10 protein-coding genes are annotated in these 11,563 nt (G+C 62.4%); 3 read left to right on the top strand and 7 right to left on the bottom strand.

The genetic code is table 11. From position 1 onward, the window contains the following. Positions 1-121: 121 nt before the first annotated feature. The 3 genes from rpoD to rpsU form a co-directional block, all read right to left on the bottom strand. Complete coding sequence (gene rpoD, locus NJH59_RS00250) at positions 122-1,975, bottom strand: RNA polymerase sigma factor RpoD (protein ID WP_043863742.1); 1,854 nt, start codon at positions 1,973-1,975, stop codon at positions 122-124. Between the two features lie 67 nt (positions 1,976-2,042). Continuing rightward, the gene (dnaG, locus tag NJH59_RS00245) at positions 2,043-4,022 is read right to left on the bottom strand and encodes a DNA primase (RefSeq protein WP_043863743.1); all 1,980 of its coding nucleotides are present in this window, start codon (positions 4,020-4,022) and stop codon (positions 2,043-2,045) included. A gap of 320 nt (positions 4,023-4,342) precedes the next feature. Beyond that, a complete protein-coding gene (gene rpsU / locus NJH59_RS00240; protein ID WP_002551877.1) occupies positions 4,343-4,558 on the bottom strand; it encodes a 30S ribosomal protein S21 in 216 nt (71 codons plus the stop codon). Positions 4,559-4,760: 202 nt separating this feature from the next. On the opposite strand from rpsU, the gene tsaD reads away from it, so the two are divergent. After that, complete coding sequence (gene tsaD / locus NJH59_RS00235; RefSeq protein ID WP_054915962.1) at positions 4,761-5,786, top strand: tRNA (adenosine(37)-N6)-threonylcarbamoyltransferase complex transferase subunit TsaD; 1,026 nt, start codon at positions 4,761-4,763, stop codon at positions 5,784-5,786. A gap of 26 nt (positions 5,787-5,812) precedes the next feature. On the opposite strand, the gene plsY is transcribed toward tsaD, so the two are convergent. Beyond that, a complete protein-coding gene (gene plsY / locus NJH59_RS00230; protein ID WP_043863745.1) occupies positions 5,813-6,382 on the bottom strand; it encodes a glycerol-3-phosphate 1-O-acyltransferase PlsY in 570 nt (189 codons plus the stop codon). Between the two features lie 74 nt (positions 6,383-6,456). Here plsY and folB point away from each other — a divergent pair, with 74 nt between their 5' ends. Both folB and folK read left to right on the top strand, forming a co-directional pair. Beyond that, on the top strand, positions 6,457-6,810 hold the full coding sequence (gene folB, locus NJH59_RS00225; protein WP_043863746.1) for a dihydroneopterin aldolase: 354 nt from the start codon (positions 6,457-6,459) through the stop codon (positions 6,808-6,810). Next, complete coding sequence (folK, locus tag NJH59_RS00220) at positions 6,801-7,310, top strand: 2-amino-4-hydroxy-6-hydroxymethyldihydropteridine diphosphokinase (protein WP_043863747.1); 510 nt, start codon at positions 6,801-6,803, stop codon at positions 7,308-7,310. The genes folB and folK overlap by 10 nt, the downstream gene beginning before the upstream one ends. Positions 7,311-7,358: 48 nt before the next feature. On the opposite strand, the gene NJH59_RS00215 is transcribed toward folK, so the two are convergent. From NJH59_RS00215 to NJH59_RS00205, 3 genes are all read right to left on the bottom strand, one after another. Continuing rightward, a complete protein-coding gene (locus NJH59_RS00215) occupies positions 7,359-8,588 on the bottom strand; it encodes a multifunctional CCA addition/repair protein (protein ID WP_236177190.1) in 1,230 nt (409 codons plus the stop codon). 64 nt (positions 8,589-8,652) lie between these two features. Beyond that, entirely contained in the window at positions 8,653-10,215 is a 1,563-nt protein-coding gene (locus NJH59_RS00210; protein WP_043863749.1) for a SpoVR family protein, read from the bottom strand. Continuing rightward, positions 10,212-11,483, bottom strand: a complete 1,272-nt coding sequence (locus tag NJH59_RS00205) for a YeaH/YhbH family protein (RefSeq protein ID WP_043863750.1) — start codon at positions 11,481-11,483, stop codon at positions 10,212-10,214. Before NJH59_RS00205 ends, NJH59_RS00210 begins: the two co-directional genes overlap by 4 nt. Positions 11,484-11,563 lie beyond the last annotated feature (80 nt).

The following is an 11,563-nucleotide window of genomic DNA, read 5'->3' as shown; positions in this document are numbered from 1 at the left end:
CTCGTCACTCAAGTGGATAGATTCGAGTGTAGACGGGGGTTTGACCGAAGGGCGAAGAACGCAGGGGTTAAAACGTCAGGGCCTGAAAAAGAAAAACCCCGGCATTTGCCGGGGTTCGTCATTACTCGTCGAGGAAGGAGCGCAGATGCTCGCTTCGCGTCGGGTGGCGTAGCTTGCGCAACGCCTTGGCCTCGATCTGACGGATCCGCTCGCGGGTCACGTCAAACTGCTTGCCTACCTCTTCGAGGGTGTGGTCGGTGTTCATGTCGATACCGAAACGCATGCGCAGCACCTTGGCTTCACGTGCGGTCAGGCCGGAGAGCACGTCCCGGGTCGCTTCCTTCAGGCTTTCGACCGTGGCCACATCGATTGGCGACTGCATGGTCGAGTCCTCGATGAAGTCACCCAGGTGCGAATCTTCGTCGTCACCGATCGGGGTTTCCATGGAGATCGGCTCTTTGGCGATCTTCAGTACCTTGCGGATCTTGTCCTCAGGCATCTCCATGCGCTCACCCAGCTCTTCCGGGGTCGGTTCACGACCCATTTCCTGCAGCATCTGCCGGGAAATGCGGTTGAGCTTGTTGATCGTCTCGATCATGTGCACCGGAATACGGATGGTGCGGGCCTGGTCGGCGATCGAGCGAGTGATCGCCTGACGGATCCACCAGGTGGCATAGGTCGAGAACTTGTAGCCACGACGGTATTCGAACTTGTCCACCGCTTTCATCAAGCCGATGTTGCCTTCCTGGATCAGGTCGAGGAATTGCAGGCCACGGTTGGTGTACTTCTTGGCGATGGAGATCACCAGACGCAAGTTGGCTTCGACCATCTCTTTCTTCGCGCGGCGGGCCTTGGCCTCACCGATCGACATGCGACGGTTGATGTCCTTGATCTCGGCGATCGTCAGGCCGGTCTCTTCCTGCAGGTCGATCAGCTTTTGCTGGCAACGCACGATATCGGCGTCCAGGCGGCCCAGTGCTTCGGCCCACTTGGCGCTGCGCTTGGACAGATCGCCGCTCCAGGTGGTGTCCACTTCGTTGCTCGGGAACAGACGCAGGAAGTCGGCACGTGGCATGCGGGCATCACGCACACACAGTTGCATGATGGCGCGTTCCTGGGCGCGCAGGCGCTCCAGGGCGCTGCGCACGCGCTCCACCAGTACTTCGAACTGCTTGGGCACCAGCTTGATCGGCATGAACAGCTCGGCCAGTTGCAGCAGCTCGGCAATGCCTTGCTTGCTGTGGCGACCGTGCTTCTTCAGGACCTTGGCGGTTGCTTCCAGCTGGTCGGCGACAGCGCCGAAACGCTGCTGGGCGACGACCGGATCGGGGCCGCTTTCGACCTCGTCCTCTTCATCGCTGGCGCCTTCCTTCTCTTCTTCCTCGTCGTCGTCCGCATCGGCCTTGGCCGGGGCTTTTGGATCGACAGGCGGCGGTACTTCGGCCGGCGGCGCGATGCCGTCATCCGGGTCGATGTAGCCACTGAGCACGTCGGACAGACGGCCACCTTCGGTGGTGACGCGGTCGTATTCGCCGAGGATGTAGTCGACGGTGCCCGGGAAGTGCGCAATGGCGCCCATCACTTCACGGATACCTTCTTCGATACGCTTGGCGATTTCGATTTCGCCTTCGCGGGTCAGAAGCTCGACGGTACCCATTTCACGCATGTACATGCGCACCGGGTCTGTCGTGCGACCGATATCGGTCTCCACGGCCGCCAACGCTGCGGCAGCTTCTTCGGCGGCGGCTTCGTCGGTATCGGCCTCGGCCAACAAAAGGGCATCCGCATCCGGAGCACTCTCGAATACGTTGATCCCCATGTCGTTGATCATGCGGATGATGTCTTCCACCTGCTCCGGATCTGAAATATCCTCTGGCAGGTGGTCGTTGACCTCCGCGTAAGTCAGGTAGCCCTGCTCACGACCGCGGGTGATCAACTCTTTGATGCGAGACTGCTGTTGCGCTTTTCCGGACATAACACCCTATCCACTGAAGGTCTTGGCGGGCAAAAAACAAGCCGAGGATTATACCCGAGCTAGGACCTCACGCGCCAGTTGAGGTCGGGGTTTGTGCGGGAACATTCCGGCTTAACAGGTCACGCAGCTGATTTTTCTCGTCTGCGCTCAACTCACTTTGACGTGCTTTCCTGAGCAGATGTTCCAGGCTGCGCTCGCGTTGGCGAGCGGACAAGCTAGTTATGGTGTCGAAAAACTGTTGTTCAAGGTTGTCGGCATCGATCAGCCATTCCTTTTCTGCCAATGCGCGCAACAATCGGCCCTGTTCGGTGCCGTGCCAACGCGCGATCAGCTGTAAGGAGCGTAGCTCAGGATTCTTTTGCAAGGCTTCGAGCAACGCCACCAGCAACTGGGCATACACATGCTCTTCAGCGGCGAAATGGCTGGCATCCTCGACCTTCTTGGCCAGTTGTGGGTGGTGCATGAGGGTGCGCAGGGCGCTCAAGGTCGGCGGTTCCACCGACGTCGGCACCCGCGGCGGTGGCTGGAAGTCGCGTTTGCCGTTCTTGTCCCACGGCTTGCCCTTCTTGTCCCAGGGCTTGCCTTCCCACTTCTTCTTCTGCCCGCCCTGGCTTGGCGTCCATTGTTGCTGCTGCGGCTGGAAATGCTCGGGCTGGTGGAAGTCGCTGTAATCCGGGCTGTAGTCGGGAATCGCATCGTAGTCGATGCCCGGGTCGTACGCTGGTGGCGCCTCGCTGGGGGCGCTGTGGGCCAGTTGTTCGACCTGGTGCAGGTCCAGGCCGGTTATTTCGCGCAGGCGGTTGCGCATCAGGGCCTTGAGGTTGGCACCGGGCACTTTGTCGATCAACGGCGCGGCCAGGGTCACCATGTGCGCCTTGCCTTCGAGCGACCGCGGGTCGGCTTCTTCGGTCAGTTGCTGGAAGAAGTAATCGGCCAGCGGCTGAGCATGCTGGTTGATGCGCGCACGGAAGGCGTCGGTGCCCTCGGCACGCACCAGGGTGTCCGGGTCTTCGCCTTCGGGCAGGAACAGAAAGCGCGCCTTGCGCCCGTCCTGCAGGCTCGACAGCGTGGCTTCCAGGGCGCGCCAGGCGGCATTGCGGCCGGCCTGGTCGCCGTCGAAGCAGAACAGCACGCTGGGCACCACGCGGAACAGGCGCTTGAGGTGGTCTTCGCTGGTGGCGGTGCCAAGGGTGGCCACGGCATTGCGCAAACCTTGCTGGGCCAGGGCGATGACGTCCATGTAGCCCTCGACCACGATGATCTCGTCGAGGTTGCGGTTGAACTTGCGTGCCTCGTACAGCCCGTAGAGCTCCTGGCCCTTGTGGAACACAGGGGTTTCGGGGGAGTTCAGGTACTTGGGCTTGTCGTCGCCCAGCACCCGCCCACCGAAGGCGATGACCCGGCCACGGCTGTCGCGGATGGGAAACATCACGCGGTCGCGGAAGCGGTCATAGCGCTTGCCGGTCTCGGCATTCTCGATCAGCAGGCCGGCGTCGACCATGGCCTTTTGCTGCAGGGCGTCGCTGCTCAGGTGCTTGAACAGGTTGTCCCAGCCCGGCGGCGCGAAGCCCAAGCCGAAGTCGCGAGCGATTTCGCCGGACAGGCCGCGGCCCTTGAGGTATTCGACGGCCGAGCGGCGTGTCGGGTGGTTCTTCAGGGCCTGGCGATAGAACTCGGCAGCGGCCTCGAGCAGCGGGTACAGCGGCGAATCGGTGGGCTGGCGGGGCTTTTGCCCGCGGCTGCTCTCTTCGCGCGGCACTTCCATGCCGGCGGCCTTGGCCAGCTCTTCGACAGCCTGGGGGAAGTCCAGGTTGTCGTGGTCCATGATGAAGCCCAAGGCGTTGCCGCCGGCGCCGCAACCGAAGCAGTAGTAGAACTGCTTGTCGGGGCTGACGCTGAAGGAGGGGGTCTTCTCCTTGTGGAACGGGCAGCAGGCCGTGTGGTTCTTGCCGGACTTTTTCAGGTTTACACGCGAACTCACCACGTCGACGATGTCGGTGCGGTTGAGGAGGTCGTCAATAAAACTCTGGGGAATCAGCCCGGCCATGGCACTCTCGTCATCAGGCGACAATCAAGTGTAATCGCTAATGCTGCGGGAACAGCGACGCATTCGATGCAAGCTCGAATGACGTGACACAAAAAAGGAAAGGGGTGTGCTCGTCTGCAGCCGGTGAAGGCTCGTCAGGGGTGACGTGCACTGCTGGCGGTTAGGCCAGGTCTGACGTGTGAGGCAGGCTTGCCCTTGCTGCATAGCAGTTTGGGCATCTCAGGCGCTCGACCCGAAGGTCCAGGCCAGAGGAAACAGCATCAACTGCCGACAGCCCGGCTTGCACCGGGCATGGCAGAAGCTGGCGACGAACGTCTGTATCAGTACAGACGAACGGCGCGGCGCTGTTCGCGCTGAACTTTCTTGGCGTGGCGTTTGACAGCGGCTGCTGCCTTGCGCTTACGCTCGGAAGTTGGCTTCTCGTAAAATTCGCGGCTACGAACTTCAGCCAGTACACCGGCTTTTTCGCAGGAGCGCTTGAAACGACGCAGAGCTACGTCGAAGGGTTCGTTCTCTTTAACTTTGACGGCTGGCATCCAGAGCTACCTTCATTCATTACCGGGGGTCAACGAACTCGTGGCAAATATGTGCACTGGAGAACGTCGGTTTTTAAGGGTTGCGGATGTTAACCCTTAGCTGGCCTGAATGCAAAGCCTCTGATCGAAAACCGCTGGTCGGCACCGGGAGCGAGGACTATCATGCGCGCCTTCGAATTCAGCCCCAACAAGGCGCAAACCCATGCTAGTACTGGGATTGGAAACATCCTGCGACGAAACTGGTGTCGCATTATACGACAGCGAACGCGGCCTGCTGGCCGATGCACTGTTCAGTCAGATCGACCTGCACCGCGCGTATGGCGGGGTTGTGCCGGAGTTGGCCTCGCGTGATCACGTCAAGCGCATGCTGCCGTTGATCCGCCAGGTGCTGGCCGAGGCCGACTGCGTGGCCACCGAGATCGACGCCATCGCCTACACGGCAGGCCCTGGCCTGGTCGGGGCGCTGCTGGTGGGGGCTTCGTGCGCCCAGGCGCTGGCCTTTGCCTGGGGCATCCCGGCCCTGGGCGTGCACCACATGGAGGGCCACCTGCTGGCACCGATGCTCGAGGCACAACCGCCGGAGTTTCCGTTCGTCGCCTTGCTGGTGTCGGGTGGCCATACGCAGTTGGTGCGCGTAGATGGCATCGGCCAGTACGAACTGCTTGGCGAGTCCCTCGACGATGCGGCCGGCGAAGCGTTTGACAAGACGGCCAAGATGATGGGCCTGAACTATCCCGGTGGCCCGGAGATCGCGCGCCTGGCGCTGCAGGGCGTGCCGGGTCGGTTCGTGTTCCCGCGGCCGATGACCGATCGTCCGGGCCTGGATTTCAGCTTCAGCGGCCTGAAGACCTTTGCCCTGAACACCTGGCAGCAGTGCCAGCGTACCGGGGACGACACCGAGCAGACCCGTTGCGACATCGCTCTGGCGTTCCAGCAGGCGGTGGTGGAGACTTTGACCATCAAGTGCAAGCGCGCCCTCAAGCAGGCCGGGCTCAAGCGCCTGGTGATCGCAGGTGGGGTGAGTGCCAACAAGGCCCTGCGTGCCTCGCTGGAGGAGATGCTGGCCGGGCTCAAGGGCAATGTGTACTACGCGCGCCCCGAGTTCTGCACCGACAACGGCGCGATGATCGCCTATGCCGGGTGCCAGCGTCTGGCGGCCGGGCAGCGGGAAACCCTGGCGATCAGCGTGCAGGCACGCTGGCCGATGGAGCAGTTGCAGGGGCTGTGAGCATGAGCGCCGCTCATGTGAACGCCTCAGAAATGCCGTTCGCGCCCGGCAAAAAGGTCGCGTAGATTGCCGCGATGGCGCCATACGATGAGCACGGTCAGCACGCTCATCGGCAGCAGCGCCTCGGGTTCGCGCCAGGCCAGCAGGGGCAGGGCCAGGGGCGTTGCGATCAAGGCGGCCAGCGAGCTGGTGCGGGTCAGGTAGAAGGTCAGCAGCCATGCGCTGATGGCCAGCAGGGCGGCCGGGGGGTAGAGCCCCAGCAGCACGCCGGCGGCAGTGGCCACGCCCTTGCCGCCGCGAAAGCGGAAGTACAGCGGAAACAGGTGGCCGACCACCGCGCACAGGCCTATCCAGGCCTGCTGCTGCTCGTTGAGGCCGACCAGGCTGGCGATCAGCACGGGCAACAGGCCCTTGCACAGGTCGCCAAGCAGGGTCAGGATCGCCAGCTTGCGGCCTGCCAGACGCAGCATGTTGGTGGCGCCGGCATTGCCTGAGCCGCAGGCACGCGGGTCGGGGCTGCCGCTCAGGCGGCTGAGAACGATGGCGAAGGACAGCGAGCCGAGCAGGTAGGCGAGCGACGCCAGTAACCAAAACATGCTAACTATTCCGGGCGAGGACGCCCTGATTCTAGCGGCGCAAGGCGCCCTTGTCGTGCTGTGGAGAGAAGTGCTTGGACAGAGTGTTCATCGAAGGGCTGGAAGTCGACACCGTGATCGGCGCCTATGACTGGGAACGCGGTATTCGCCAGTGCCTGCGCCTGGACCTGCGGTTCGCCTGGGACAATCGCCCGGCGGCGGCCGGCGACGACCTGAGCCTGGCCCTGGACTATGCCAGCGTCACGGCACGTATCCAGGCATTTGCCGAACAGGCCAGCTATGAGCTGGTCGAGACGTTCGCCGAACGCCTGGCCAAGGTGCTGATGGACGAGTTCCAGATTCCCTGGCTGCAACTGAAGCTGACCAAGCCTGGCGCCATCGCGGCGGCAAGCGGGGTGGGCGTGGAGATCGAGCGCGGATGTCTCTGACCCCGGTATACCTAGGCCTTGGCAGCAACATCGAGCGCGAGCGGCACCTCGGCGCCGGGCTCGATGCGCTGGCTGCGATGCTCAGGGACATGCGCTGCTCGACGGTGTTCGAAAGCCAGGCGGTGGGCATCAAGAGCGGGCCGTTTTTCAATCTGGTGGTCACCGGCCTGACCGACCTGCCATTGCTTGAACTGGACCGTCGCCTGAAGTTCATCGAGGCCGACAACGGCCGTTATGCTCCGGACCGCAAGGGGCTGCCGCTGGATATCGACGTGCTGATGTATGGTGACCTGCACGGCAGTTTCGACGGCCTGGTGTTGCCAAGGGCCGAAATTCTCAAGAATGCGTTCGTCTTGTGGCCATTGTCGCTGATCGCGCCGGAACTGGTGCACCCTGGAGCAGGCAAGAGCATGGCCCAGCTGTGGCAGCAGGCGCAGATCGACCAGGTGCTCGAACCGGTGCCATTCACCTGGAATGGCAAGGCGCTGCCGCTGGACTGACGGTCAGGGGCGGCGATCAGGAATCGCCGCCCTTGCCGGCCTAACTATTCAGGGTTTGGCGCTTTCCTTGTAGGCCTTGAGCGCATTCAGCCGCTCGCGCTTGATCGCCTCGCCCAGGCCCTGGCCGGCAAAGCCCTTCTCTACCAGTGGCTGCACCGCCACTGCCCGCGCGGCATCTGCTGCGCCACGCAGGTAGGTGGCCTGTGGATAATCACGCTCCTCCAACCCCAGTCGCCCGCGCGCGTCCATCTCGCACGCGGCGATGAACTCTTCAAAGCGTTGCGGGCGCCGGTACACGTCGAAGCGCTGCAGCAACTCCAGCAAGGTCGATGCCTTCAGCTCCAGGGCCCGGTGGCCATGGGTATGGTACTCGCCCACCAGCAAGGCCAGTTCCTGGCAGTCGCGCGGTACCTTGAAGCGCTGGTTGACCGCCTTGATCGCCTTCAGCCCGCGGTGCTCATGGGCGATATGCCGCGGCCACTCCTCTTCGGGGGTCAGGCCTTTGCCCAGGTCATGCAGCAGGCAGGCCCAGCGTACCGTCAGCGGCTGGTTGTGACGGGCCGCCTGCTCCAGCACCGACAGGGTATGCACGCCGGTGTCGATTTCAGGATGATGCGCCGCAGGTTGCGGAACGCCGAACAGCACGTCGAGTTCGGGCATCAACTGCTTCAGCGCCCCGCAATCACGCAGCACCTGAATGAACACCTGGGGTTGCTCTTCCATCAGGGCGCGGGCGATTTCCTTCCAGCTGCGCTCGGCGGTAAGGGCCTGCAGTTCACCCGACTCGCTCAGCTCGCGCATCAGTGCGAGGGTTTCGGGGGCTACCTGGAAACCCAGCCCGGCATAGCGCGCGGCGAAACGCGCTACGCGCAGCACACGCAGGGGATCTTCGGCGAACGCGGGGGAAACGTGGCGTAAAATCCGGTCTTGGAGATCCTGCTGGCCCTTGTACGGGTCGGTGATCCGGCCCTGTTCGTCCTCGGCCATTGCATTGATGGTCAGGTCGCGCCGCACCAGGTCTTCTTCCAGTGTGACCTCGGGGCTGGCATGGAAGGTGAAGCCGCCATAGCCGCGCCCGCTTTTGCGCTCCGTACGCGCCAGTGCATATTCTTCACCGCTGTGAGGGTGAAGGAAGACGGGGAAGTCGGCCCCCACCGGACGGTAGCCCTGGGCCTGCATCTGCTCGACCGTCGCACCCACCACCACCCAGTCGATATCGGTGACCGGCCTGCCCAGCAGGCGGTCGCGCACGGCACCACCGACTTTATAGATCTGCATGAAAAAACCTCCGTTGAGGCCACAGGATACCCTGTCTGGCCACAACGGAGGTTGGCGCGGGCGGCTACAGGTGGACGACAGCCAGGTCCAGCCGTCCGTAGTCACCTTCGCCGTGTTCGCCCTTTGGGGGGACGTGGTGGGTCTTCATCACCTGGTCGCCTTGCAGGGTCTCCAGATGGATGTCGAAGCCCCACAGGCGGTGCAGGTGCTTGAGCACCTCGTCGGTGGAGTCGCCCAGCGGTTTGCGGTCATGTTGCTGGTGACGCAGCGTCAGCGAGCGGTCGCCACGCCGGTCTATGCTCCAGATCTGCACGTTGGGTTCGCGGTTGCCCAGGTTGTATTGCGCGGCCAGGATCTCGCGGATGGTGCGGTAGCCTGCTTCGTCGTGGATGGCCGGTACCAGCAGGTCGTCCTTCTGGTCGTCGTCCAGGATGCTGAACAGCTTGAGGTCGCGAATCACCGTGGGCGACAGGTACTGCAGGATGAAGCTCTCGTCCTTGAAGCTGCTCATGGCGAACTTGATGGTCGACAGCCAGTCGCTGCCGGCAATCTCGGGGAACCACCGGCGGTCTTCCTCTGTGGGGTGCTCGCACATGCGCCGGATGTCGCGGTACATGGCAAAACCCAGGGCATAGGGGTTGATGCCGCTGTAATAGGGGCTGTCGAAGCCTGGCTGGAACACCACGCTGGTGTGCGACTGCAGAAACTCCATCATGAAGCCCTCGGTCACGAGGCCTTCGTCGTACAGGTCGTTCATCAGGGTGTAGTGCCAGAAGGTCGCCCAGCCTTCGTTCATCACCTGGGTCTGGCGTTGCGGGTAGAAGTACTGTGCGATCTTGCGCACGATGCGCACGATCTCGCGTTGCCAGGGTTCGAGCAGCGGGGCGTGCTTCTCGATGAAGTACAGGATGTTTTCCTGCGGTTCGGCCGGGAAGCGCGCGTTGTCTTTCTCGTTGTACTTGTCGGTGCCCTTGGGAATGGTGCGCCACAGGTCGTTGATCTGCTTTTGCAGGTGTTCTTCGCGGTCCTTCTGGCGGCGACGCTCTTCTTCGGCGGAGATCGGGTAGGGCCGCTTGTAGCGGTCGACGCCGTAGTTCATCAGGGCATGGCAGGAGTCCAGCAGGTCTTCCACCGCGTCGATGCCGTGGCGCTCCTCGCACTGGGTGATGTACTGCTTGGCGAACACCAGGTAGTCGATGATCGAGCTGGCGTCGGTCCAGGTGCGGAACAGGTAGTTGCCCTTGAAGAAGCTGTTGTGCCCGTAGCACGCGTGCGCTACCACCAGCGCCTGCATGCAGATGGTGTTCTCCTCCATCAGGTAGGCGATGCAGGGGTCGGAATTGATCACGATTTCGTAGGCCAGGCCCATCTGGCCGCGACTGTACGATTTTTCTGTACTCAGGAAATGCTTGCCGTATGACCAGTGGTGATAGCCCAGGGGCATGCCGACCGACGCATAGGCGTCCATCATCTGCTCGGCGGTAATCACCTCGATCTGGTTGGGGTAGGTGTCCAGGGCGTAGCGCTCGGCCAGGCGACTGATTTCGCGGTCGTAGGCCTGGATCAGCTCGAACGTCCACTCGGACCCGGTGGAAAGGGGTTGGCGCTTCTGCTCTCTGGCGGTCATGTGGCTAACCTGCGCTGGAAGAGTTCACGGAAGACCGGGTAGATATCGCCGGCCGACACCAGCTGCTGCTGGGCGAAGGTATCGGCGAAGGCTTCGCCGATGCGTTCGTATTCGAACCACAAGGCCTGGTGCTCGCGAGGGGTGATCTCGACATAAGTGTAGTACTGCACGAACGGCATGATCTGCTTGGTGAGGATCTCGCGGCAGATGGGCGAGTCGTCGTTCCAGTTGTCACCGTCCGAAGCCTGGGCCGCGTAGATGTTCCATTCGCTGGCCTGATAGCGCTCGGCCATGATTTCCTGCATCAGTTTCAGGGCGCTGGAGACGATGGTGCCGCCCGTCTCGCGGGAATAGAAGAACTCTTCCTCATCCACTTCGCGCGCGCTGGTGTGATGGCGGATGAACACCACCTCGATCTTGTCGTAGTTTCGCTTCAGGAACAGGTACAGCAGGATGAAGAAGCGCTTGGCGATGTCCTTGGTGGCCTGGGTCATGGAGCCGGACACGTCCATCAGACAGAACATCACGGCCTTGGAACTGGGGTTGGGCTGCTTGACCAGCAGGTTGTACTTGAGGTCGAAGGTGTCGAGAAAGGGTACGCGGTGGATACGTGCACTCAGACGTTCTATTTCCCCTTCGATTTCCTGGATATCGCCGAAGTTGTCCGGCTCTTCGCGCTTCAGACGTGCAAGTTCTTCCTGGGCGGCGCGCAGTTTGGCGCGGCTGCTGCCCGACAGCGCAATGCGCCGCGCATGGGCTGAGCGCAGGGTGCGGATGATATTGATGCGCGAGGGGTTGCCTTCATTGCTGATGCCCGCGCGCACGGTCTTGAAGGTGTCGGTGCCGGTCAGGTGACGCTTGACCAGATTGGGCAGCTCGAGGTCTTCGAACATGAACTCGAGGAATTCTTCCTGGGTGATCTGGAAGACGAACTCGTCCATGCCTTCGCCGGAATTGCCGGCCTTGCCCTTGCCGCCGCCTCCACCGCCGCCCTGCGGGCGCGCGATATGCTCGCCGGCGGTGAACTCCTTGTTGCCCGGGTGTACGACGGTCTGCTTGCCGCCGCGTCCATGGTGCAGTACCGGTTCGTCGATATCCCGGCCAGGAATGCTGATCTGCTCGCCATGCTCCATGTCGGTGATGGAGCGACGGCTCACGGCCTCTTCGACGGCCTTCTTGATGTGGTCACGGTAACGCCGCAGAAAGCGCTGGCGGTTGACCGTGCTCTTGTTCTTGCCGTTCAGGCGTCGGTCGATCACATAGCTCATAGGCCCCTCCGGGAGTAGGCAGTAGCTGCAAGCTTCAAGCTTCTAGCTTCAAGATGGGCAGCGCTGTCGCTGCAGGCCCG

This window comes from Pseudomonas sp. VE 267-6A, from assembly GCF_024126555.1.
In the GTDB taxonomy this organism is placed as follows: Bacteria; Pseudomonadota; Gammaproteobacteria; order Pseudomonadales; family Pseudomonadaceae; genus Aquipseudomonas; species Aquipseudomonas palmensis.
Note: the sequence above shows the minus strand (reverse complement) of the source record. Positions and strands in the feature narration are given on the sequence as shown.

What these genes read in the sequence shown, in the direction of transcription:
- rpsU (WP_002551877.1), bottom strand. Translation starts at nt 4,558, where the DNA reads ATGCCAGCCGTCAAAGTTAAAGAGAACGAACCCTTCGACGTAGCTCTG.
- NJH59_RS00205 (WP_043863750.1), bottom strand. Translation starts at nt 11,483, where the DNA reads ATGAGCTATGTGATCGACCGACGCCTGAACGGCAAGAACAAGAGCACG.
- NJH59_RS00210 (WP_043863749.1), bottom strand. Translation starts at nt 10,215, where the DNA reads ATGACCGCCAGAGAGCAGAAGCGCCAACCCCTTTCCACCGGGTCCGAG.
- folK (WP_043863747.1), top strand. Translation starts at nt 6,801, where the DNA reads ATGTCTCTGACCCCGGTATACCTAGGCCTTGGCAGCAACATCGAGCGC.
- plsY (WP_043863745.1), bottom strand. Translation starts at nt 6,382, where the DNA reads ATGTTTTGGTTACTGGCGTCGCTCGCCTACCTGCTCGGCTCGCTGTCC.
- NJH59_RS00215 (WP_236177190.1), bottom strand. Translation starts at nt 8,588, where the DNA reads ATGCAGATCTATAAAGTCGGTGGTGCCGTGCGCGACCGCCTGCTGGGC.
- dnaG (WP_043863743.1), bottom strand. Translation starts at nt 4,022, where the DNA reads ATGGCCGGGCTGATTCCCCAGAGTTTTATTGACGACCTCCTCAACCGC.
- tsaD (WP_054915962.1), top strand. Translation starts at nt 4,761, where the DNA reads ATGCTAGTACTGGGATTGGAAACATCCTGCGACGAAACTGGTGTCGCA.
- rpoD (WP_043863742.1), bottom strand. Translation starts at nt 1,975, where the DNA reads ATGTCCGGAAAAGCGCAACAGCAGTCTCGCATCAAAGAGTTGATCACC.